Source organism: Mastigocoleus testarum BC008, from assembly GCF_001456025.1.
Classification (GTDB): Bacteria; Cyanobacteriota; Cyanobacteriia; order Cyanobacteriales; family Nostocaceae; genus Mastigocoleus; species Mastigocoleus testarum.
Map to the genome: position 1 here is coordinate 74,881 of NZ_LMTZ01000104.1, position 24,232 is coordinate 99,112.

Sequence of the window (24,232 nt, forward strand, 5' to 3'; positions counted from 1 at the left end):
TCATTAAATAAGAGAAACGACCGAAAAAATTAATAAAGATTTCAGACTCAATGTCTATATATCCGATAGGCTGGATTACCTTAGTAGATGGGTCGTTTTATCTAAGACAGTAAAGTCGTTAATTTTATCAACCGTGAAAATTCCAAATTCGATCTGGACATTACTCATAGGCATTGTTCTGACCTTAGCAAGTCTGTGGTATGGTCAAAACCACGGATTGCTACCTTCAGCAGCCTCTGACGAAGCCGATTTAGTGGATGGTCTGTTTAATTCCATGATGACCGTATCCACAGGCATATTCTTAATTGTGGAAGGTGTAATAATTTACTGCGCTATTCGCTATCGTCGCCGTGCTGGCGATAATGAGGATGGTCCGCCAGTACATGGTAACGTACCCTTAGAGATACTTTGGACTGCTATTCCTGCTGTTATTGTACTTGGTATATCAGTTTACAGCTTTGATGTCTATCAGCAAATCGGAGGATTGGGTCCCAGCAAAGAAAATACAAACCCAGTGGCGACAGAAACTAGAAGCGCGCCGGGAACTGCTGTCGCTGCCACTTTAAGCGATGGACAACCACTATTAGCATCCGATCCCCAGTCAGATGGAGATAATCCTGCAGATAGTGAGGCATTACCTGCGAGTGTAAAAGTAAACGACAACTCAGAAATAGTTGTTAACGTTACAGGTTTGCAATATGCTTTCATTTTTACCTACCCAGATACTGGGGTTGTCTCAGGGGAGCTTCACGTTCCTGAGGGTCGACAAGTAAAGGTAAATATGAATGCTAATGATGTAATTCATGCTTTCTGGGTACCTGAATTTCGCTTAAAACAAGATTTAATTCCCGGTCGCCAGACTGAATTAAGTTTTACCCCCAACAAATTAGGTAATTATCCTGTAGTTTGTGCTGAACTTTGCGGTCCCTACCACGGCGCAATGAGAACCCAAGTTATAGTTCACACCCAGGAAGATTTTGATAGCTGGATGAAACAGCAACAAATTGCTAGCGCTCAACAAATGGAGCAAGCAGTTGCACTTGCTTCCTATACCGAACCAATGGGAATTTCATCGGAAATAATCCCCAATGATATGCACGCTGCTCATCACCATCATTAAGGAAGCCAGTTAGTCGTTGGTGGAAAGCCCTACGAAAAATATAACCAACAAGCAAAAACCAATAACTGACTTAACTCAGAATTATTTATGACCAAAGCACAGATTAAACCGGAAGTACCATCAGTCCCAGTGACTGAACACCGTCAACGAAAATGGTGGGAATACTTTACCTTCAACACCGACCATAAAGTAATTGGCATTCAATATTTGGTTACCACCTTCATGTTTTACTGCTTGGGTGGTGTATTTGCTGATTTAGTCCGTACGGAGTTAAGAACTCCAGCATCAGATTTTGTAAGTCCAGAAACCTACAATGGTTTGTTTACCCTGCATGCCACAATTATGATTTTTTTGTGGATTGTACCAGCAGGTGCAGGATTTGCTAATTATCTAATTCCCCTAATGATTGGGGCAGAAGATATGGCATTCCCCCGTTTGAATGCTCTTGCTTTCTGGATTGTTCCTCCCGCAGGACTATTACTAATTAGTAGTTTGATTGTTGGTGATGCACCCGATGCGGGTTGGACATCTTACCCACCCCTGAGCTTGGTTACGGGTCAGGTTGGTGAAGCCATCTGGATTATAAGTGTCTTGCTCTTGGGTACGTCGTCAATTTTGGGTGCGATTAACTTTTTAGTTACCACATTCAAAATGCGAACCCCTGGTATGGGTTTCAATCAAATGCCTTTGTTCTGCTGGGCGATGTTAGCTACTTCAGCTTTAGCATTGATTTCTACTCCAGTACTTGCAGGTGCTTTAATTCTGCTTTCCTTTGACTTGATTGCTGGAACGGCATTTTTCAATCCTACTGGCGGTGGCGATCCCGTAGTTTACCAACATATGTTTTGGTTCTACTCCCACCCAGCGGTTTACATTATGATCTTGCCCTTTTTTGGCATTATCTCCGAGGTAATTCCCGTCCACTCCCGCAAACCAATTTTTGGTTACCGAGCGATCGCTTACTCTTCCTTAGCAATTAGCTTTTTGGGTCTAATTGTTTGGGCACACCATATGTTTACTAGTGGTGTTCCTGGTTGGTTGCGGATGTTCTTCATGATCACCACCATGATTATTGCCGTACCCACGGGGATCAAGATATTTAGTTGGTTGGCAACAATGTGGGGTGGAAAGATTCGTCTCAACAGTGCCATGCTTTTTTCAATGGGCTTTTTAAGCACCTTTGTGATTGGTGGAATTAGTGGCGTAATGCTGGCTTCTGTACCATTTGACGTTCACGTCCACGATACATATTTTATTGTCGCCCACTTGCACTACGTTCTCTTCGGTGGTGCAGTTTTCGGGATCTTCTCTGGTTACTACCATTGGTTCCCTAAAATTACCGGACGGATGATTAATGAATTTTGGGGTAGAGTTCACTTTGCTCTGACATTTGTCGGTATGAACATGACCTTCTTACCCATGCACAAATTGGGAATGATGGGTATGAATCGTCGTATTGCTCAATACGACCCCCAATTTACTGACCTCAACCAAATTTGTACTTACGGTTCTTACTTACTGGCAATTTCCACTCTTCCATTCATCATCAACGTAATTTGGAGTTGGATGTATGGACCAAAAGCTGGTAATAATCCATGGCAAGCACTAACTCTGGAATGGAAAACAACCTCTCCACCAATTATTGAAAACTTCGAGACTACTCCAGTACTTATTTGTGGGCCCTACGAATACGGTATGGGATATAGTATTGATGAGGTTGATGTACCCCTTTCCGATGAAAAAGAACCAGTCTTAGCAGCAGGTCCCAACTCAATTTTGCGAGCCGAGCAGGAAGGAAAAAATGCCGAGTCTAATAAGGGAAAGTAATTAGATCAAATCTTTTCTGAAAACAAGAGGTATGTTTTTACTTTTGCTCTCCTGATGATAGAAATTTAAATATTCCCAGGTTTTAGTTGCCTGGGAATAACCCCAATTAATTGCGTTACTTCGCCTGCTAGAACCAGAATGTTAATGACAATATAGCAGTATACTCGCTTCTATGAAGGAGCTAGATCTTGAAAAGATAAATTGAACATGTGGGGGTGAAGATTTGGGATATTTAACCTTAATTTTTGCTCGCGAAGCTCATTAGCAGTAGTACAAGTATCGAATTCTAATATTTATGCAAACTCAAACAGTAGATCCGGCAAAAACGGAACTCAATCATCACCATGTGGCAAGTGCAGGACATCATGCCGAACATCCAGACCACCGTATAACTGGTTTATTTGTTTTCCTCATTGCCGAGGGAATGATTTTTATGGGTATGTTTGCAGCGTATCTAATTTTCCGTTCTGAGTTACCGGTTTGGCCACCCCCTGGAACTCCAGAAAGAGAACTGCTGCTACCCGGAGTAAACACCGCGATTCTAATTGCTTCCAGTTTTGTCATCCATAACGCAGACACTGCGATTAAGAAAAATAATGTCACAGGGATGAGAATTTGGTTTGCCATTACTGCATTGATGGGAATCGTTTTTCTCTGCGGACAGGCGTATGAGTATTACCATTTGGAATTTGGTTTAACCACAAACTTGTATGCTAGTGCATTTTATGTGTTAACAGGTTTCCACGGACTGCACGTTTTCATTGGCGTATGTGCAATTTTGGCTGTATTTTTACGTTCTCTCAAAGCTGGTCACTACAGCAGCGAATCTCACTTTGGTATTGAGGCGGCAGAGATTTACTGGCACTTTGTAGACGTAATTTGGATTATTCTTTTTGGTTTGCTTTACATACTTTAGCTGTGGATAATTTTAATCTCGGCTCAAAATCAATTTTTAATATTTCGATTTTTTAACCCCCATTGTGGGGTTTTTTATTTTTTGGTGAGAATTGGTACGGTGCTACGCACAAATCATATGATGTCCGCTTAATTACTTATGAAAAAATATGTTTGTAGTAGCGCTTTAGCGCCAATATTTGTCTATCGCGCTAAAGCGCTACTACTAACCTTATTACAAGCATTTTACCGGACATGATATCATTTTGCTCTGGGATAATAATACCGGAAACTTACTTCGAAGTTAGGATAAATTTTTTATTTTTGAGAAGGATTGAAGGAGAAAAGACTTCAAATATAAGCATATTGAGACAAAAGAATCAATTTAACTGTATTAGATATGTTTTTTTTTGAGTTTAATCTGTTTTTTTGAGCAATTACTTTTAAATACTCAAAGGTATAGTTTAATTATATTCTTAATGTGCATAAGTTAATTTGGCAGCACCTATTCTAATTTAGAAAGAAAAAAAGTAATTTCTGTTATCTTTTCAAAGAATTCATTGCTTTGAAATTATATCTAGTCGCGGGCAATTAATATTATATTGCCTATTAGATTAAATATGAGAAACAAAATAAATTTTACTTTTTTTTTACTTTATAACACTAATAAAGGATATTGAATCATGTCTGAGAAAATTGTCGAACACTATGAAACAGATTGTGAATTTACTTTCCCAATCAAATTAAATATACCTGTTACAGTTCATCCGCAAGTATCTGTTACCCCAGCTAATGCAGTTCAAGAGAAGTTACCCATATCTTTTGAACCTGATATTTTGCTAGAACCAGAAGTTAAAAGTAAAAAACCAGTTTGTCAAGCTTTAGGTGGTTACTAAAATATTCACTTCATTAACCAATTTATCTTTAATTGGTAGCAAAAAATCAACTACATCAAACATCATAAAAAAATAAAAGGATAGTTAATTATGTCTGAGAAAATTACCGAAAGCTACGAAAAAGCTTGTGAATTTACTTTTCCTATCAAGTTAAATATACCTGTTACTGTTCATCCACAAGTATCAGTTACTCCAGCTAATTCTACTCAACAAAAACTACCCATCTATTTAGAACCTGATATTTTGCTAGAGCCAGAAGTTAGTAGTAAGAAACCAGTTTGTCAAGCTTTAAATGGCTATGATAAACAGCCATATCAAGCTTAGTGATATCTGCTAATCACACCAAGCAAACAAATTTAAAATAAAACTCAACCAAATATCTAAATCATCAGAGGATAATTGATTATGTCCGAGCATACCAAAGAATATTATCAAAAAACTTGCGAATTTACTGTTCCCATCAAGTTAAACATACCTGTGACAGTTTGTCCGGAAGTATCTGTTGTTCCAGTGAATCCTGCTCACGAGAAATTACCTATTTTCTTGGAGCCTGATGTCTTACTAGAACCAGAAATTAAGAGTAAGAAACCAATTTGTAAGCCCATTGACACTTACAAGTATTAATCGCGATGCCTCTGACCATGCCCTGAGACGCACCTGCGGTGAACGGGCTTATCGCAGTTACTGAAAATAGTAGTAGAGAAAACAGTAATAGATATTAAGTATAATCACCAAATCATGATTATATTTAGAACTATTTGTTGCTAGTTTTCGATGAATAACTGTTATTCAAGGAAGTATTATAACTAGTCTTTAAGTGATTACTTCCTTGACAACTAACTTCATTATGGAAGTATCGTCCTACAGTAACTATACTAATAATAGTGACCTAAAGTTATGTCTACTTTACCTGATGTAAAATCCAACTCAGGAACCAAAAAAATTTTGGTTAATTTGATGTTGAGAGTTCCAATAGAAATTGAGCTGGACTTATCACAGAGTTTATCTACAGAATATCTTCAATTTTTTCCCCAAGAAGTTAAGTCTCAAATAGATAATTGTGAGGAAATTACTATTGCTAAGGGATTAAATTTATCGAATTCACTTGAAGATGTGTTAATTGATTCAAGTCAGATAAAAGAAATAGTGAATAAAGCCATTGAGGATAATCAAGTTTTGCCTTCATTTCCGCTTTCAGAATCTGAAACTACAGAAAAAGACTCTAAAGATAAATCACTTCATAATCAAGACATAGAACATTCCTTAGAGAAAGAAATTAATCTCACTCATAATTCAAACATAAGATTAAATAAGCCATCTATTACAGGTTTGGTAGATTTATTCAACGATGGAATGGTTTTTACTATTAATGCTTTAGGAACCATACTATTTTTGGGCAAAATTGCTAACTATAGTTGGGAAAGCGAGACATATGGCGCTACACGCAATTAAAAAGTCAAAATATGAAAGGTAAAAATATAACCTACGGGTTGCGCGCTCTTTGAGAACATTCACTGATAAGTGCGGGTAAACACGCTATGCTAACAAAATTCAAAAGTTAAAAGTTTATTACTCATAGGCTTTAGCACGTCTACGACTTTAGGGGAACTGCTACGTTTCGCTTCCACTAGGCGCGTTTGGACGCACTACGTGTTAGAACGCGCTTACAGCTTTGCTGCATCTAAAACTAATTTCTCAACCTAATTACGTAACGCTATAAAATTCACTGTACTAAGAAATTAAAAGTGTATGACTGTATTATGAACCGCAGTTGCTTCTATTGTAAATATTCTTAGTCATTGGGGGTTTTTACGGTTATTTACAAGACATTAAACTTGTTATGTTGATAGATGGTTATAAAAAATAAGTTTAAGTCTTATCATCCAAATCAATGAATAATCTATCTTTGATAAATTGGAGTCTTGCTTCTGAAGTTGGTTATACTAAATTTTTTTATAGATACTTTATTAGACAATTTTATAAACGTATTCTCCAACAAGATAATATTATTCAATTAAATAAAGAAATTTCAATTAACCTTCCTCGTACTAGTAGGTTTGGAACCGAGTTATTTGTAAAAAATGGTTATGTTGATTGGGGAAGTGAAGAATATTTTATTAGATATCTTGATAAGCAGAAAAGTTTTTTAGATATTGGTGCAAATATTGGTTATTACTCTTTACTGCTTTCTCCTTATTGTCATAAAGTTTATGCTTTTGAACCAGACCCCAGAAGTCTTAACGCTTTAAAAGAAAATGCCAGAAAAGTTGATAATATCACGGTGATTCAAGAAGCTGTTTATTCAGAAGCTGGTGAAATGCAGTTTGATATTACGAGGTTACCTGAATTAAGTAGATTAAATACAAAATCAAAAGCAGTTCCTGGAGATTGTATCAATGTTAAAGTTAATACTTTGGATGGTTTTGCCAATCAACATCCTGATTTAAGAGTGACTGCAATCAAAACAGATGTAGAGGGTGCTGATATTGAAGTATTGTTAGGTGGAAAAAATTTAATTGAGAGAGAACAGCCTTTAATTTTATCTGAGGCTTTTCCTGATAATCGTTTGCTTGAATATGCAAAACAGCTTAATTATTTAATTTTTGCTTTTGTAAAACCGAAAGATAAATCAAAATATCATTTAAAACCAAAGTTTATTCAAATTACAGGATATCCCAAAGATGTTCTTCCCAAGATGATATTTTTAGTTCCCAAAAGACTTCATCAAGAATTTTTCAAAATTACCAATAAAAGTTAGTTCATTATTTTAAACTTTAGTTTAGGGCATAAATCATCAAGGGCTGAAAATCATTTAATGCTTCAGCAAATGTTTCGGTCATTGATTTTGATCTAGTATTTCAGCCATCTGTCCTTTTCTTCATACCAATTGCATTCACACAAGTAACAAATTCCTGACATTTGCTAATTCCGGAATCCCATAGTCACTATTGTCTAAAATTTACTGAACTAATTCATCTTCTATATCATTAATAATTGCTTCTATCAGCGGTAATGCATCAAATTCTATATCTGCCGCGATCGCATTCATCCAGTCCTTTAAGATGCGATCACATTCAGCTTGTGCTTCCTCAATCTGCTTTTCTATTTTAAAAATACTTAAAGCATCTGTCTGAGTAACTTTAGCTACTTGCAGATGTATTATCTTTTTTTTAACTTCGAATCGGTGTCTTCCCCCACAACTAAATAATCGGTTTTCTTACTAACCGAATCAGTAATCGCCCGAGATTGATTTTTCGATTTTGCGATCGCATCAATTAATTTCTCGATTTTTCCTCGGAGGTGTTGAAAGTCTGGAATTATTGACTATTTGCTGCTTGATTAGCAGTCAGATATCAACTTGCTATTGTAATTAGGGAAGGTTACCTTACAATCTTCCATCTTTGCAGTTGCTCCTCAAAAATATTTGCATCAAGAGTGTCCATATCAAATGCAACATAACCATCCGGACGTACTAAAATAATCCGACCTGTTTTTGCACCAAGCTTTGTTTCAAAATCGCCGCGATAATCAACTAGGGTGTTAGTATTAGCTTTAAATTCATGGAATTGTGGTAAACCATTATTTAAGATCGCGTGCGCCTTCAACATCTCATCACTGCTGTTGAGAATTTGGTCTATCTGTTTGCGTCCAGACTGTGCTTGATTTGGATTGATAAATAAAAGCAAAGTGTAGCCAGGGAAACGTAGGAGTTCGTACAGTCTTATTGTTTCATGGTTAGCGCTCATCAACTCCATGTCTGGTATGCGCTTTCCTGCAAGTTGACCTTTTCCGGTATCGTAACTAACCCCCAACCCCGATAAATTTTGAGCAAGTTTTCGCTGCACGAATGGTAAAGGGATAAAAATACGAAATAGTAATTCTCGCATTTGTCGTAGAATTCTTTGGCGTAAGAGTAAACTACGTAATAAAAAGTCACTCACGCGCAAAATGCTAGCGCCAATTTTATGACGTTCTGCATTGTATGTATTGAGGAGAGTTTGGGGTGATTCAGCTTTGACAGCAAGAGCTAATTTCCAACCGAGATTAAAAGCATCTTGGATACCAGTATTCATCCCTTGACCGCCAGCAGGACTGTGGGTGTGGGCTGCATCACCAGCAATAAATACTCTTCCAAGTTGATATTTAGGAGCTAGACGTAATTCGGAACCCCACCGCGATAACCATTTTGCTTGACTTAAAGAAACTGGTTTTTCTAAGATCGCACTGATAGATTCTTGGAGCTCTTCAAGGTCAAGTTCGCGCTTCTTGGGCTGGTTTTGATATTTACGGTCAATAGTAACAATACGATGGGAGCCATCGTCAAAGGGTACAATGAAGGCTAAACCTCTATCGTTGGAATGCTGTTCGGTTCCACCTTCTGCGTGATGTCCTTCCATATGAATATCGCCTAAAAAGGCAGTCCAAGAGTAGGGAGAGCCTTCAAAGGGTAAACCAAGACCTTCTCTTACCGTACTGCGCGAACCGTCTGCACCTACTAGATATTTAGCTTCAATCTCAATTTGAGCGCTATCCTCATTTTCGACACTTGCACAGACTCCTATTTCAGTTTCTTGAAAATGAGTCAGGCTGTTGCTGCGTTCTACTTCTACACCAAGTTGATTGAGACGGTGCTCTAAAATTGCTTCGGTTTCGGCTTGAGGCAAAATTAAGATGTAAGGAAAGCGAGTATCAAGTCCGTACATATTCGCTCGGAGTGGGTTTTGTGCATTAGCGCTAAAGTCAATTCCGGGAGATGTGTAACCGCGTTGAATTAATTCTCCTGCAATACCCAAGATATCGAAAAATTCTAGGGTGCGAGCATGTACCACTAGCGCTTTACTGCGTGTAGATGGTTTGTCTCGTTTTTCGATAATTCGCACATTAATATTACGCCGAGCGAGTTCGATCGCAACGGTTAAGCCTACTGGACCTGCACCGACAACGAGAACATCTGTTTTTTGTGACATAAGGAATCTCCTTTTTAATTACGAGTCAATACAATTCAAACGTTTGATTTAAAAAATAGTAAAAAAGATATGATTTTGGGAACTGCAAAAACTAGAACAACAATGATTGATGAATCTTCATGGAATATAGATTACCATTTATCAAAAGCGTGAAATATGATATTAATCAGGGGATTTTGAGAAATTTGAAGTATATTTTTCTAGAGAATAAACCACAAACTTTTGACTACAAGTAAGACTCTTGAGTAGCAATTATCAACTTACTCACTTAATACAATTAAAACGTATGTTTGAATTTTTGGCAAGTTTCACTAATTGAGAAAAGTCCTATTCACCTCTAATGATTCTTATCTATTTTGAAAACGAGATACTACACACTGACCCATAGGTTATAATCACAAATAATTCTTATTCAAACGTTTGATTAAAGTAAAGGTGAATGTAGCTACCGCTGATACTAAAGAACAAATACTCAACGTTGCTGAGAAACTGTTTGCCGAAAAAGGCTTTGCAGGAACAACTTTGCGTGGCGTGATCCGAGAAGCGGAAGTTAATATTGCTGCTGTTCATTACCATTTTGGTTCAAAGGAAAAACTTTTTAGTGCTGTTGTGCAAAGAGTTGCGAAGCAGATTATTCAAGCTCAACAACGCCAATTGAAGAATTACGAAAATGGGGAAAAGCCAACTTCTGTAGAAAATCTTCTGGAAGCTTTTATTGCTCCTCCCTTACAAACGATCTCACAAATGGGAGAGATGGGAGTAATTCGGGCTCAGTTTATCGGACGCTGTCGTACGGAACCATTTCCAGTACAGCAGCTTGCAGAAAAGGAATTTAGCGAGAATCACCAACGCTTTTTAGATATGCTTCAGCGAGCACTTCCCGATCAAACACGCTCGGAATTACAGTGGAAACTGGATCTTTCAATTGCAGTACTGGTTCGCGTTTTAACTCAAGTAGGTAAACCCAATGCACTGGTACAAGAAAATTCCCCACAGGAAGTGGAAGTTGCTATCAAGCGTTTGGTTAATTTTGTTACTCAGGGAATGAAGGCTTAAATTCTTGGGAGACGACCCAGTGCTTTTTGTATCTTAATAATAAGAAAATATATTTCTTAGGTGATGGACAACAGTAGCCTGGACTTTAGGATTTGATAAGGTTTATGCGATAAGTGATCGCGAAGACTACCAGTACGTTGGCGTCAATTTGAGCACTTTATATTTTGGTAAATACATATCGGAAGCGATGATCACCCCTCCAACAACTCTAACAACTGCTCTTCACTCAACTGCGTAACCCCTAAACTTTGCGCCTTTTTCAACTTAGAACCGGCATCTTCCCCCACAACTAAATAGTCGGTTTTATTACTAATAGAATCAGTAACCTTACCACCATATTTTTTAATTAAAGCTTTAGCATCATTACGCTTGAGGGTGGGTAATGTACCCGTAACTACAAAAGTTTTTCCTGCTAGTTTTTGATTAGTGTTAACATCTTCTGTATTTGGATTTGTAGCGACAAATTGTAAACCAGCAGTTTGTAATCGTTGAATTAAAGTTTGATTGGCGCTGACCTGAAACCATTGATGTACGGATTCAGCAATTTCAATTCCAATCCCATAAATTCCTTCAATATCTGTAACTTTCGCCTGTGATAATTTTTCCACAGAAGTAAACTTTTTCGTTACAGTTTCAGCAATAACACTACCTACATGACGAATTCCCAAACCATATAATACTCGCGCCCAAGGTTGATTTTTCGATTTCGCGATCGCATCAATTAATTTCTGTGCGGATTTTTCCCCCATGCGCTCCAATTCTAATAATTTATCGATTGTCAAATCATACAAATCGGCGACAGAAGTAACCAATCCTTTATCTACCAACTGCTCTACGACTTTTTCCCCCATCCCGCGAATATCCAAAGCATTGCGACTTACCCAATGTTCGATTGAACCTTTCACAATCGCCGGACAAGATGTATTAACGCAACGGGTTACCGCTTCTTCCTTTTGTCTGACTACGGGTTGACCGCAAACTGGACAATCACTGGGCATAACAAAGGGTGTAGTATCATTGGGGCGGAGCTCTTTTAATACCCGTAATACTTCCGGGATAATTTCTCCAGCTTTACGAATTACAACGGTATCGCCAATGCGGATATCTAATTGGGCGATGCGATCGGCATTATGTAAAGTAGCCCGAGAAACCGTTGTTCCGGCTAATTGTACGGGACGCATTTGAGCTAAGGGTGTTAAAGCTCCCGTACGTCCCACATTAACTAGAATATTTTCCACGCGGGTGGGTGCTTCTTCGGCTGCATATTTTAATGCTACAGCCCATCGAGGAAACTTCTGAGTAAATCCTAATTGTTCTTGAAGTGCAAAGGAATTTAATTTTACTACTACCCCATCGGTCATATAAGGTAAGTTGAGCCGTTCTGTGTCCCAATACTCGTAATATTGCGCTACTTCCTCAATAGATTGACATAGTTTTTTATTGGGGTTTACCTTCAAACCCATGCGATGTAATAATTGTAATCTTTCCCATTGAGTATTTGGTGTTTTAGCATCATCCATTCCAGGAAGATGTAACGTATAAGCAAAAAAATCTAAACGCCTGCGATCTACTACTTTAGGATCTAATTGTCTCAGGGTACCTGCTGCTGCGTTACGGGGATTTGCAAATAAACTTTCTCCTGCTTTTTCCCGTTCTTGGTTAATTTGGTTAAATACATCTAAGGGTAAAAATGCTTCCCCCCGTATTTCTATTCTTTCCGGTAATGATACATCATTTACATTTAAACGCAACGGAATAGAACGAATTGTGCGCACATTTTGGGTAATATCTTCTCCTGCGACCCCATCACCTCTAGTTACACCTCTAACTAAAACCCCATTCTCATAGGTTAAAGCTAAAGCCGAACCATCTATTTTCAGTTCGCAGACATATTCTGCTTTATCTGGAGATTCTACCTCATCTGCAGATGATACCTGTCTGCGCCAACGTTGTTCCCAAGTTTTTAACTCATCAATATTAAATGCGTTTTCCAAACTGTACAAAGCAATATTATGCTTGACCGAGTTAAACTGAGTTGCGGGTTTTTCACCAACCCTTTGAGTGGGACTATGGGATGATATCAATTGAGGATATTCAGCTTCTAAATCCTGCAATTCCCGATACAAGCGATCATAAACTGCATCTTCCATGGTGGGAGCATCCAGAATATAGTAAGCATAACTAGCTTGTTGCAACAATTGGCGCAATTCTTCAATTCTTTGTTGAACTTCCGGTTTAATTGATACCACCGTAATTATCTCCACTCGTCAAAACAGCATATAGTGATAAGCGCAAGCTCTGCGCATGCAATCGCCGAACCAAACACAGATTTTATAGTAGAAGTCAGCAGTAAAAATGGCTTCACATCTGGCTTTTAGATTATTAACTAAAAGTAATGGTCAGCGATTGCCGATAGCATAATTAAAATTAACTATTTTGCTCTAAGTTTCTTACTATAGCGCTAAGTTAGCCTTATTCCTCCCTCGGGGGAGGTTAGGAGGGGGTTAAATTCCCTCGGGAGAAGTTAAGTCATTACTTTTTACTCATTACTTTTTACTTATTACTTTTAGAAGCGGTTATATTTCCTCAAGGAAGTTTAAGACAGGGTTTTATTAACTCCAATCTTCAACTTCATAAAGAAAGCGCGTACCACCAATCAATTTTCGATTTGCAGAAGTGCTTTGAACAAAAACCGTATATTTTTCCAAATTACTCGGTTTGAGACGAACTGTTTCACCAACAGGAATTCCCAAAATATCCCTTGCTGCTTCTCCTTCAAATAAATCGCCGGTTTTTCGTTCCATCAAAATAATTTCTTTATGACCTTGAATCGTTTCCTTTTTGGTAAATTCGTAAAAACCCCTTCCAACTTTGAAAGTTAAACCATTTTCCAAAACAAATGATTTGATTGGGATGTTTTCGTCAATATCTAGAATCTGGAAACGTCCTGGAGGAACAGAGCGCAAATCAGCATCTTGGTAATAAGATGTTTCTTCACGTCCCATCATCGCGTTAAAGATTTGATTTAACCCCCGATTCATCCGTCCTTGTTTGATGATTTCTTGTTCGTAAGCTTGCAATTGGTCGTTGGAAGATTGTTGATAGCAAACAGCTAAGAATAAGTCAGTAATATAAGAAAATTGGTCTAGATTAATATGAAATCCGCCAGATGCTTGGGCTAATTCTTGATAAAAAGGTGTCGCATGGGAACGATTTAGTGCTTGTACCCCATACACCATAATTTCCTGCTCGGCTAACTTCTTGATTTCTTTGCGCCAATTTAATTTTTTGGGATTATGTGCTGGTGGATGGGGTATATCATCCCCAATCAAAACTAAAGACTTAGATGCAGAATCTGACCAAGATAAAGATTGAGCTTCATGTAATACTAACTCGTAACATTCTGGCGCATCTCCACCACCTGTTGCTTCTACATTTTGGACAAAATTACAAATTGCATCAACGTCACTGGAAAGGTCAAATATTTTGGTGACATAAGTTGATTTTTCATCGCAATAATCACCATGAGCAATAATACCGATTTTGATTAAAGCAATTTCATTCATTAAGCGGGTAACGCTTTCTTTTATTTTTCGTCTGACCTGAGTCAAACAGGGATACATGCTTCCAGTGGTATCAAAACTGAAGACTACTTCAATATTGCTGTTAGTCATTTATTTTTTTGAGATTTTTTTATTTTGAAAAATTTGAAAACTTGAAAACTTAAAATTTGAAAATTTGAAACTTTTGGAATTTGAAACTTTGATTTTGCTATTATGAAAACTCTATTTTACCTACGCGACAATAATTACAAAACCACAAAAATACGCTATTACAAGGCATATAAATTAAGCTATCTATGCCTATAAAATTTAGTGGAAATACTGTTTAATTTTTTATCTTGTTGTCTTAGCAAAATATGATAGATAATGCACTAAAACTCCTTTACAAATATGAATTTTTTCAATTTTTCCCATCTCTGCGCTGTTGGTGTTGCTGCACTTATTTTTGAGAAATAAAAAATTTTTACTTTTTAGTAGTACATAAATACTACCATTATTTGCTAAACAAGTAAATACCTCTACATCTGAACTTTAGTCACAGATTTGTAGAGATAGCCTGGTGGGGCGTCTTGTAGTGTATCTGTGATTTGTGGATACGACCCGATGGGGCTTCTCCCTATGTTCCCTGGGTGTATCGGCGCACTATTCGAAGAGAAAGAATTTTACTTATCGGTACGATAATTCAAATGTTAATTACATTATCATTAAAGAGTATTTTTATATGTACCATCGTCAACGGGAGAATTTCCCTTATAGTTGCAAACTAAAGTTGTAAACTTAAAAAAAATCCCAGGTTGAAGACTTGGGCAGTCTCATTGATAATGATGGGCATATTACCTTAGAATTTTTGGCATGAAATCGTGACAGAAACTGGAAGTTACAAAGATACAGTAAATTTACCCTCTACTAAGTTCGATATGCGGGCAAACGCCGTCAAGCGCGAACCCGAAATCCAGAAGTTTTGGCAAGAAAATCAAATTTACGAACGCCTGTCCCAAGAAAACCCAGGCGAATTATTCATATTGCATGATGGACCTCCCTACGCCAATGGTTCTCTGCATATTGGTCATGCCTTAAATAAAATTCTCAAAGATATTATTAATCGTTATCAGTTATTAAAAGGACGTAAGGTTTGCTACATACCGGGCTGGGACTGCCACGGTTTACCCATTGAACTCAAAGTTTTACAAAATATTAAGTCAGCAGAACGGCAAAGTTTGACTCCTTTAAAGTTACGCCAGAAGGCAAAGGAATTTGCCTGGAAGACAGTTGAGGAACAACGGGAAAGTTTTAAGCGGTATGGTGTTTGGGGCAATTGGGATAACCCTTATTTAACCCTAACTTCGGAATATGAAGCAGCGCAGATCGGGATTTTCGGTGAAATGATGTTAAAAGGTTACATCTATCGCGGTTTAAAACCCGTTCATTGGAGCCCCAGTTCGAGAACTGCTTTGGCGGAAGCTGAGTTGGAATATCCTGAGGGTCATACTTCACCGAGTATCTATGCTGTTTTCCCGGTTGTAAGTTTGGCGGATACAGCGAAATCTGTACTTTCAGAGTTTTTACCAGATTTGGGTGTGGCAATTTGGACAACTACACCTTGGACAATTCCCGGTAACTTGGGGGTTGCAGTCAATCCAGACCTCAGTTATGCGGTGGTTGAATTTAGCAAAGATGTGACATCTTCCGTCTCTACAAAGTACCTGATTGTTGCTGCTGATTTAGTAGAACGGCTTGCTGAAACTTTTGACGCAAAATTAACTGTCAAAGCGACAATCAAAGGTAAAGATTTAGAAAATTGCACTTACCGTCATCCCCTATTTGAACGCGAAAGTCCAGTAATTATCGGTGGTGATTATATTACAACTGAGTCCGGTACAGGCTTAGTGCATACCGCTCCTGGTCACGGTCAAGAAGATTATATTGTCGGTCAGCGTTACGGTTTACCGATTGTGTCCCCTGTTGATGATGCTGGTAAATTTACAGAGGAAGCCGGACAGTTTGCTGGTTTAAAGGTTGTAGGACCAAAAGGTGAAGTTAGTGAAGGAAACAAAGCGATCATTGACGCCTTGACTGCAGCGGGTTCCTTATTAAAACACGAACCATACCTCCACAAATACCCCTATGACTGGCGTACCAAAAAACCAACTATTTTCCGTGCGACGGAACAGTGGTTTGTATCCGTAAAAGGTTTTCGCGATCGCGCCTTAGAAGAAATCAAAGAGGTGAAATGGATTCCCGCACAGGGTGAAAATCGCATCACCCCAATGGTTGCAGATCGTTCCGACTGGTGTATTTCCCGTCAGCGTTCTTGGGGGGTACCAATCCCCGTATTTTATGATGAGGAAACTGGGGAAGCAGTATCAACGGAAGAAACCATTGCTCACGTGCAAAAAATTATTGCTGAGAAGGGTTCCGATGCTTGGTGGGAACTTCCAGTAGAGGAGCTATTACCAGAAAGTTTCCAGAATAATGGCAAAAAGTACCGCAAAGGTACGGATACCATGGATGTGTGGTTTGATTCTGGATCTTCTTGGTCTTCAGTAGTACAACAACGTCCCGAGTTGCGTTACCCTGCAGATATTTATTTGGAAGGTTCCGACCAACATCGGGGTTGGTTCCAATCCAGTTTGCTTACTAGTGTGGCGGTAAATGGTTGTGCGCCTTATAAAACTGTGTTAACTCACGGTTTTACCCTGGACGAACAAGGACGCAAACAAAGTAAATCTTTGGGGAATGTTGTCGATCCCAAAGTAGTCATTGAAGGTGGAAAAAACCAAAAGCAAGAACCTGCTTACGGTGCTGATGTTTTGCGCTTGTGGGTTTCCTCAGTCGATTATACTTCCGACCAACCACTTGGTAAAAATATCCTCAAGCAAACCACCGACATCAGAAACAAGATTCGCAATACAGCGCGATTTTTGTTAGGAAATTTGCATGATTTTGACCCCAACAAAGACGCAGTTGCTTTTGAGGAATTACCGGAACTCGATCGCTACATGCTTCACCGTATGACTGAAGTGTTTAAGGAAATTACCGAAGCCTACGAAAGCTTCCAATTTTCCCGCTTCTTCCAAACCATTCAAAACTTCTGCGTGGTGGACTTATCTAACTTTTATTTAGATGCAGCGAAAGACCGGTTATATATCAGTGGGTCTAAAGCTTTCCGTCGTCGCAGTTGTCAAACCGTATTGCAAATAGCTTTGGAGAATTTAGCTAAAGCAATGGCTCCAGTATTATGTCATATGGCAGAAGATATCTGGCAATTCCTCCCCTACGAAACACCTTACAAATCAGTGTTTGAATCGGCTTGGGTAGATTTAGAAGATAAATGGCATAATCCAGAATTAGCCGAAAAATGGCACCAAATTCGGGAGTTACGCACCGATGTCAACAAAGTATTGGAGCAAGCGAGAGCCGAAAAAATGATCGGTGCTCCCCTTGAAGCCAAAGTTTTGCTTTACATCCCTAACCAAAAATTACTTGCATCGGTAAAATCATTCAATCCCGAGCAAGGTAATGGTGTAGACGAATTGCGCTATCTGTTCATCACATCCCAAGTGGAAATTGTTGATGATGCAGAAAAAATCCAAAGCTTGCAATATAACTTGCATTCAGATAAATGGGATATTGGTGTAGCCAAAGCAGATGGTGAAAAATGCGATCGTTGTTGGAACTACTCCACCAAAGTTGGTGAATCGAAAGAACATCCCCTGCTTTGCGAGCGGTGTATTCCAGCGTTAGCAGGAGAGTTTTAACTTAACCCTGACCGTATTAATTTTATTAAGTTTGTAGTTGGGCTTTAGCCCTGAAAGGTTTTAAAATGAAAGCGCTAAAGCGCAACTACGAACCAATTACCCATTACCAATTCACAATTTATCTAACAATTCATGGGTCAACTTAATAAATGCTTTAGAACCAGAAGAAGTAGGTGTAGTTAAAACAGCAGGAACAAAACTATCTACAGCCTTTGCAACATTTACATCGGTTGGTATTTGGGTCTGAAAAACTTTTGCTTCCCCAAAATCTTGATGAACGCGGTTCATTACTTGTTTATAATATCTACCGCTAAGAATGTTTGCATTGGACATAGTAAACACAATACCCAACATTTCAACGTTGATACTCGTCTCCTGTTCGTGACTTTCTTTTAAACGTGCAATTCTTCTTTCTAATAATTGAATACCTACCACAGATAAGGGTTCTGGCTTAGCTGGTAAGATATAAAAATCACTAGTAGCTAAAGCGCTCCGAGTTAAAAGATTATAACCAGGAGCACAATCTAAAATAATAAAATCATATTTTTCCCGTACCGGTTCCAAAACCTTAGCCAATAAAACCCTTTCAAAACGATTCCAAATAGTTTCAAAATCCTTTTCACCAATTGTTACTGCTTGTTCGTGCAGCATTTCTGAAACTACAAATTCATCATATAAATCAATATCTCCTGGTAATAAATCTAGTGATTCCAACCTACAAACACCAGACTCAATAATATCTTCAATTGAATATTTGCGTTTTCTCCCAGGATTAATAATTTCGTCTATTAAATATCGGAATGTTTTTCTTTGTTTCCGCAGTTTAGCAAAATCGACAGGTGACATCAGACTGAGTGTGGCGCTAATCTGAGTATCTAAATCCAATACCAACACCCGTTTACCATGATTTTTTGCGAGACAAGTCGCAATGTTGACGCTGAGGGTTGTTTTACCCACACCACCTTTCATATTGGCTGTTGCAATTACATGACCCATATTTTATTCCTCTGGTGACGCATTCCCAACTAGGTAACTTGCAATTCTACTGACGATGGAAAGATTTGCTTAACTTTAAGATTTCTTAGTAACCAAAAAGTAATATACTTGTTCGAATTTGGCAATAAGCAGTCAGAATTATATCAGTCACTGGATTTAGGAGAAAGCCTGATTTAAGAAAAACTAGATTTCTTAAACCAATGTAAGCTTTAACCTTGATGGCAACTGCTTAATATCCGTCAGTCATCTAAACTAAGCCACACCCAGTTGGAAAAATTGAGTTTTGACCCCAGGGAAAACTATGGGTCTGGATGCGATCGAAGTTCACGGACAAATTCACGATTTTTTGTCGGTTCACATCTTGTACTCTTTTCAGTAATTTAACTTTAAATACAAATCTCCAATTAATTATTCTTCGTCATGAGTTAGCTTTCATCCGCTCATAATTACAGCAAGATTTACCAGATTTTAAATACTAAGTCCTTTGAGACTTGCATAAGCTTTACTTGAATTTCTTACCCATTATCAAACTTCAAAAACATAACAAGTTTTAATCTAAAACATAAATCTCAAACACTACTTTGAACTATCGCAATTTGTAGTTGTTCTTCCAGTTCATTACAGTCGAATCCCAGTTCTTTCAAAGCCCGTACACCAACTCCTTCCCCCTCAATCAGAATTCCCAACAATAAATGTTCTGTCCCGATGTAAGAATGTTTTAATTGCTTAGCTTGCTTGAGTGCAATATCAAAGATTTTTTTGGCTCTGGGGGTGAAACAAGTTGTGTTAGGGTTTCCCGAACCATGACCAATAATACTCTCTACCGCTTCTCTCACTGGTTCTAATTCAATACCCGATTCAGAGAAAACTCGAGCAACAAGACCTGTTTCTTGTCGCAACAAACCCAACAGGATTTGCTCTGTTCCCACCCACTTATGCTGTAAACTTCGTGTTTCCTCTTGTGCGAAAGAAATAGACTGAATTGCTTTTTCAGTAAACCGCTGAAATCCAGGTAATTTAAGACGTAATTTGCCAAAAAAAGTTTGCACAGAACCGAAAAAATCTTCAAACATAATGTCCTCCTGAGTGGATATCTTTTTAGTATTTCGTTCCTTGGTCTGTTGTTCTGTAATGGAGACCTGCTCGCTAGATGAGAAACCGTTATAGAGGAATGTCAACAAATCCTCAAACATCTGCACATTAGCGTAATACCAGATAAATTGGCGATCGCGCCGTACGGTAACGAGTTCCTCTATTCGCAACTTTTCCAGGTGATGGGAGAGTGTTGAATTGGGGATTTTTAGTCGTGATTTTAGATCACCCACATTCATCCCCTCTGGGTAGGCTGCAAATAGTAATCGCATCACGTCTAAACGTGCTTCTGAGCCAAGTGCAGCAAAGACATCGGCATAGCTAGCAGAATCATCCATGTATTTCTAGAATAATCGAAATAACTTATTTTTCTATAATAGTCGAAATAAGTGAGGTGTCAAGTTATCCATTATGGTTATGCGATCCATTAATCCATATGACAAAGATGCTGAATTTAGGTGTATTAATTTACAGAAAAGTGAACAAAATCGAAGTAATTTTTACTAGGCTTCCAAGCAAAAAATATGTAACTCATAAGTCTACTACTGTCTCATGTCTGAAAGTAAGGATACAAGACTCACATTTGATTGTTGTGGAGGGAACTGATTTCCAATCTTAAATCAACACTAAGTTATCTCGGTGAATCACCGTTTCAGCACCTTCATAACCTAAAATTTCTCGAATATCACCGGAACGGAAACCTTGAATTTTTTGTAACTCAACACTGTTGTAATTAACTAATCCTCTGGCAATTTCATTACCATCGCGATCAGATAAAAGTACCGCTTCTTGAGTATCAAATTCACCTTCAACTTCAGCAATTCCAGCAGCTAGTAAAGACTTACCTCCAGTAGAAATTGCTCGGACTGCACCAGCATCTAAATATAACTTCCCTGATGGAACTAAACCGTAAGCAATCCAGCGTTTTCGAGCCGAAGTTGTTTCTGGACGAGGCTCAAAGTGGGTACCAATACTTTCCCCCTGCAAAATTTTTTCGATATTTCTTGGATATTTACCTTCTGTAATTACCGTACGAACTCCAGCAGCAGTTGCAATACGAGCTGCAGAAATTTTTGTTACCATTCCCCCAGTACCCCATTGGGAACCCTGAGCACCAGTTTTTACTTGCGATCTAGTCAGTTCTTTAATATCACTCACTAAAGAAATTGGTCGAGCGTCGGGTACAAAACGCGGATCTGCAGAATAAAGTCGATCCACATCAGTTAGTAAAAATAACCAATCAGCTTCTACTAAACTTGCAACTAAACCAGACAAAGTGTCGTTATCACCAAACTTTAATTCATCTATGGCGACCGTGTCATTTTCGTTAACAATTGGAATTACTCCTAATCCCAAAAGTTCCTTGAAGGTATTGTAAACGTTAAGATAACGACTGCGCTGCACTAAGTCACTACGAGTCAATAAAACTTGAGCGATAGGTTGCTGTAGAGTCGTAAATAGATCGTCATAAACCCGCATTAACTTACCTTGTCCCACCGCTGCGACTGCTTGCTTGAGAGCGATCGCTTTTGGTCTTTCAGTTAAACCCAAGCATCCACAACCAACCCCTACAGCTCCAGAAGAAACTAAAATTACACGGTTACCTTTCTGTCTTAGCTGTGAAAGAGTTTCTACAAGAGTCGCTATTGTAGAGAGCGACAATTTACCCGTTTCAGGTTGAGTAAGACTAGAAGTTCCAATTTTGACGACTATTGTTTGTGACATCAATCAAAATGCATTACCAAGATTTGCTTGGTTATCCCATCTCCAGTTCAAGATTTATCATATCTTTGATGGTGGGTAATTGTTAATAAGTAATGAGTAATGAGTAATAAGTAATGGGTAATGGGTAATGGGTAATGGGTAATAAATTGATTAGAAAAAGCGATCGCCATTTTGAAAAGACTTTAGTGGGATGTAGTCAATATTTAGATTGAGACTTTCCAATATCAAAATATGTTATCAAGTAAAACTCAAAATAAAACTTAATACTTCTAAAAACGATCACCAATTACCAATCACCAATTACCAATCACCAATATCAAATACTGCAAAATGCCAGTCCTTCTATAAGCTGAAGGCTGACACTTTACATGTATAAAAAATTGTTATTTTTGGGTCTTTATTTGGGCTGACCCGGTATTTATTACTATTATGATCCCCGATTTTTGTATCAAAGACAGATTTCTTAATTATCTCTTTAGATTTACTTTTTTCAAGTAGTCTCAAGTTTTATGTACATTTGTGTTTTTTGCAGTGATGGTCGCTCCCAAGCTTTCCGAAATCCAGACTTCAAAATTGCGAATCGGATGACTGCGCAGCGCAACACCAGGATTAACGATAGGTTCGACTAAAATAGTGAACATACCCAAACGGTTACCACCAATTACATCTGTAAATAAGCGATCACCGACCATCCCTACTTCTTGCGCGGGTAAATTCATCCCCTTGAGTGCTTCTCGAAGTTTGCGACGGGATGGTTTTGCAGCTCCAAGATAGTAGGGTAAATCTAAAGAACGGGCGATACTACCAATTCGACTTTCACTCAGATTGTTACTAACTAACCATAAAGATGTACAGGAACGGATTTCTTCAACCCATGCTTGTAATTCTTCAGAAGCAGAAGCTGCTTTTACCGGTACTAGGGTTTCATCAACGTCTAATATCAGACCTTTAAGTCCATATTTCCGGATTGTGTCTGGTGTCAATTCTAAAACCGAATTTTGTAAAATTAAGTCGGGCTGTAAAAGATTACTCCAAGTCATTATCAAAACTCAAAATCGAAACTAGAAAATAAATATCCTTCGGACTCTTTTATTTTCAGGGATATCCGGTAATTAATAGTTGTTAATTACTAAATTAGTGTCTGTTTAATTACCCGGAATTAAAAATAATAACAAGTCTACGAATATTACGCGTTTATTAGGCTCATAGGCTGAAATGATACCACTTTATAAATAGGGAAGATGATAAAGAGATTTACCTTTTTTGTCTTTGTTTGCGGATTTGCTTCACAGCAGCTTGATGTTCTGGTAAGGTACGACTGAATATGTGGGTACCGTCATAACGAGCAACGAAGTAAAGATAATCAGTTTTCTGGGGATCCAATGTTGCTTTCAAACTTGCTAACCCAGGTGAGGCGATTGGTGTAGGAGGAAAGCCAGCATTAATATAAGTATTATAGGGAGATGCTGTTCTTACTTGGGCAAAGGTAAGGGGTCGATCTGCTGTTTGGCGAATACCTAAACCATATTCTACAGTTGGATCGCTCTGTAAAGGCATACCGATCCGCAATCGGGAAGTAAATACACCAGCAATTAACCGTCTTTCTTTTGTAACTACTGCTTCTTTTTCAACGATACTAGCGAGAGTTACCCAATTTTTTAAGCTCAGAGAAGTATTATTACTTGCTTCTTGATATACGGGTAATGCAACTTGCTCAAATCGTTGCAACATTTTTGTAACTGCAGCTTCGGGAGTAATACTATTGGGATCGAAGTTATAAGAGTCGGGATATAAAAAACCTTCTAAGAAAGGAATATCTGCAGGTAACCAAGGATACCTCTTACGGTCAACTTTTGCTGCAGCTTGCAAAAAATCTTGAGCGGGAAAAAAACCTTGTTTTTCAAAAAAAACCGCCATTTGTTGCAGAGACCAGCCTTCTGGTATGGTAAAGGAATATTGAACAACATCACCTTGCCAAATTTTTGCGGCGATATCTGGTAAGGATAATGAAGGGGATATTTTGTAAGTTCCCGCTTTAAAACCACCTTGGGGATCTTGAAAATTTAAATATTTCGCCCATAAATCCCATGCTAACTGGGAACGAATTAATCCCACTTCTGTAAGTTTGTTACCTATTTGCTGGATCGCAGTTCCAGGAAGAATTTTTATTTGCAGTGGTTCTGCATTACTCCCTATAGAGCGAACGGGGGAACTAACCCTTGTCCACCAAATAAAACTTTGCAAAATAAAAATTACCAAAGTTAACGGTAATCCAAACAATACTAATCGCGACCAATTTTTTTTCTTTAAAATCATAAATTCACTAAAAAAAATTAAT

At 38.2% G+C, this 24,232-nt stretch carries 18 protein-coding genes; 10 read left to right on the forward strand and 8 right to left on the reverse strand.

The genetic code is table 11. From position 1 onward, the window contains the following. Positions 1-133 precede the first annotated feature (133 nt). From BC008_RS24630 to BC008_RS24665, 8 genes are all read left to right on the forward strand, one after another. Complete coding sequence (locus tag BC008_RS24630; protein ID WP_027845186.1) at positions 134-1,120, forward strand: cytochrome c oxidase subunit II; 987 nt, start codon at positions 134-136, stop codon at positions 1,118-1,120. Between the two features lie 87 nt (positions 1,121-1,207). Beyond that, a complete protein-coding gene (gene ctaD / locus BC008_RS24635; RefSeq protein WP_027845187.1) occupies positions 1,208-2,947 on the forward strand; it encodes a cytochrome c oxidase subunit I in 1,740 nt (579 codons plus the stop codon). A gap of 295 nt (positions 2,948-3,242) precedes the next feature. Further along, entirely contained in the window at positions 3,243-3,863 is a 621-nt protein-coding gene (locus tag BC008_RS24640; RefSeq protein WP_027845188.1) for a cytochrome c oxidase subunit 3, read from the forward strand. Between the two features lie 661 nt (positions 3,864-4,524). Next, positions 4,525-4,737, forward strand: a complete 213-nt coding sequence (locus tag BC008_RS24645; RefSeq protein ID WP_058183964.1) for a hypothetical protein — start codon at positions 4,525-4,527, stop codon at positions 4,735-4,737. Positions 4,738-4,827: 90 nt separating this feature from the next. After that, the gene (locus BC008_RS24650) at positions 4,828-5,061 is read left to right on the forward strand and encodes a hypothetical protein (RefSeq protein WP_058183965.1); all 234 of its coding nucleotides are present in this window, start codon (positions 4,828-4,830) and stop codon (positions 5,059-5,061) included. A gap of 81 nt (positions 5,062-5,142) precedes the next feature. Then, positions 5,143-5,361, forward strand: coding sequence for a hypothetical protein (locus BC008_RS24655; protein WP_036265441.1), 219 nt, complete (start codon positions 5,143-5,145; stop codon positions 5,359-5,361). A gap of 273 nt (positions 5,362-5,634) precedes the next feature. Beyond that, the gene (locus BC008_RS24660) at positions 5,635-6,189 is read left to right on the forward strand and encodes a hypothetical protein (protein WP_058183966.1); all 555 of its coding nucleotides are present in this window, start codon (positions 5,635-5,637) and stop codon (positions 6,187-6,189) included. A gap of 439 nt (positions 6,190-6,628) precedes the next feature. Beyond that, entirely contained in the window at positions 6,629-7,495 is an 867-nt protein-coding gene (locus BC008_RS24665; RefSeq protein ID WP_058183967.1) for an FkbM family methyltransferase, read from the forward strand. A 622-nt stretch (positions 7,496-8,117) separates the two neighbouring features. Here BC008_RS24665 and BC008_RS24670 read toward each other — a convergent pair. After that, on the reverse strand, positions 8,118-9,704 hold the full coding sequence (locus BC008_RS24670; protein WP_027843338.1) for an FAD-dependent oxidoreductase: 1,587 nt from the start codon (positions 9,702-9,704) through the stop codon (positions 8,118-8,120). A gap of 435 nt (positions 9,705-10,139) precedes the next feature. Between BC008_RS24670 and BC008_RS24675 the strand changes: the two genes are divergently transcribed. After that, complete coding sequence (locus BC008_RS24675) at positions 10,140-10,760, forward strand: TetR/AcrR family transcriptional regulator (protein WP_235595932.1); 621 nt, start codon at positions 10,140-10,142, stop codon at positions 10,758-10,760. Positions 10,761-10,951: 191 nt separating this feature from the next. On the opposite strand, the gene ligA is transcribed toward BC008_RS24675, so the two are convergent. Next, positions 10,952-13,009 carry an NAD-dependent DNA ligase LigA gene (ligA, locus tag BC008_RS24680; protein ID WP_027843340.1) on the reverse strand — a complete coding sequence of 686 codons (2,058 nt, stop codon included), beginning with the start codon at positions 13,007-13,009 and terminating at the stop codon, positions 10,952-10,954. Positions 13,010-13,372: 363 nt separating this feature from the next. Further along, positions 13,373-14,434 carry a vWA domain-containing protein gene (locus BC008_RS24685; RefSeq protein WP_027843341.1) on the reverse strand — a complete coding sequence of 354 codons (1,062 nt, stop codon included), beginning with the start codon at positions 14,432-14,434 and terminating at the stop codon, positions 13,373-13,375. Between the two features lie 749 nt (positions 14,435-15,183). Between BC008_RS24685 and ileS the strand changes: the two genes are divergently transcribed. Beyond that, positions 15,184-18,081, forward strand: coding sequence for an isoleucine--tRNA ligase (gene ileS / locus BC008_RS24690; protein ID WP_027843342.1), 2,898 nt, complete (start codon positions 15,184-15,186; stop codon positions 18,079-18,081). A gap of 111 nt (positions 18,082-18,192) precedes the next feature. Here ileS and BC008_RS24695 read toward each other — a convergent pair whose 3' ends face one another. The 5 genes from BC008_RS24695 to mltG all read right to left on the reverse strand — a co-directional run bounded on the left by BC008_RS24695 (position 18,193) and on the right by mltG (position 24,210). Further along, positions 18,193-19,077, reverse strand: coding sequence for a ParA family protein (locus tag BC008_RS24695; RefSeq protein WP_027843343.1), 885 nt, complete (start codon positions 19,075-19,077; stop codon positions 18,193-18,195). A 569-nt stretch (positions 19,078-19,646) separates the two neighbouring features. Continuing rightward, the gene (locus BC008_RS24700; protein ID WP_027843344.1) at positions 19,647-20,507 is read right to left on the reverse strand and encodes an ArsR/SmtB family transcription factor; all 861 of its coding nucleotides are present in this window, start codon (positions 20,505-20,507) and stop codon (positions 19,647-19,649) included. 277 nt (positions 20,508-20,784) lie between these two features. Further along, positions 20,785-21,894, reverse strand: coding sequence for a glutamate 5-kinase (gene proB, locus BC008_RS24705; RefSeq protein WP_027843345.1), 1,110 nt, complete (start codon positions 21,892-21,894; stop codon positions 20,785-20,787). A 500-nt stretch (positions 21,895-22,394) separates the two neighbouring features. Beyond that, the gene (locus BC008_RS24710; protein ID WP_027843346.1) at positions 22,395-22,934 is read right to left on the reverse strand and encodes a YqeG family HAD IIIA-type phosphatase; all 540 of its coding nucleotides are present in this window, start codon (positions 22,932-22,934) and stop codon (positions 22,395-22,397) included. Between the two features lie 214 nt (positions 22,935-23,148). Next, a complete protein-coding gene (gene mltG / locus BC008_RS24715; protein WP_027843347.1) occupies positions 23,149-24,210 on the reverse strand; it encodes an endolytic transglycosylase MltG in 1,062 nt (353 codons plus the stop codon). Positions 24,211-24,232: the final 22 nt, after the last annotated feature.

Coding starts and splice junctions, on each gene's coding strand:
- BC008_RS24640 (WP_027845188.1), top strand. CDS start 3,243: ATGCAAACTCAAACAGTAGATCCGGCAAAAACGGAACTCAATCATCAC.
- BC008_RS24665 (WP_058183967.1), top strand. CDS start 6,629: ATGAATAATCTATCTTTGATAAATTGGAGTCTTGCTTCTGAAGTTGGT.
- ctaD (WP_027845187.1), top strand. CDS start 1,208: ATGACCAAAGCACAGATTAAACCGGAAGTACCATCAGTCCCAGTGACT.
- BC008_RS24695 (WP_027843343.1), bottom strand. CDS start 19,077: ATGGGTCATGTAATTGCAACAGCCAATATGAAAGGTGGTGTGGGTAAA.
- BC008_RS24660 (WP_058183966.1), top strand. CDS start 5,635: ATGTCTACTTTACCTGATGTAAAATCCAACTCAGGAACCAAAAAAATT.
- mltG (WP_027843347.1), bottom strand. CDS start 24,210: ATGATTTTAAAGAAAAAAAATTGGTCGCGATTAGTATTGTTTGGATTA.
- BC008_RS24710 (WP_027843346.1), bottom strand. CDS start 22,934: ATGACTTGGAGTAATCTTTTACAGCCCGACTTAATTTTACAAAATTCG.
- BC008_RS24700 (WP_027843344.1), bottom strand. CDS start 20,507: ATGGATGATTCTGCTAGCTATGCCGATGTCTTTGCTGCACTTGGCTCA.
- BC008_RS24670 (WP_027843338.1), bottom strand. CDS start 9,704: ATGTCACAAAAAACAGATGTTCTCGTTGTCGGTGCAGGTCCAGTAGGC.
- BC008_RS24645 (WP_058183964.1), top strand. CDS start 4,525: ATGTCTGAGAAAATTGTCGAACACTATGAAACAGATTGTGAATTTACT.
- BC008_RS24655 (WP_036265441.1), top strand. CDS start 5,143: ATGTCCGAGCATACCAAAGAATATTATCAAAAAACTTGCGAATTTACT.
- BC008_RS24685 (WP_027843341.1), bottom strand. CDS start 14,434: ATGACTAACAGCAATATTGAAGTAGTCTTCAGTTTTGATACCACTGGA.
- proB (WP_027843345.1), bottom strand. CDS start 21,894: ATGTCACAAACAATAGTCGTCAAAATTGGAACTTCTAGTCTTACTCAA.
- BC008_RS24650 (WP_058183965.1), top strand. CDS start 4,828: ATGTCTGAGAAAATTACCGAAAGCTACGAAAAAGCTTGTGAATTTACT.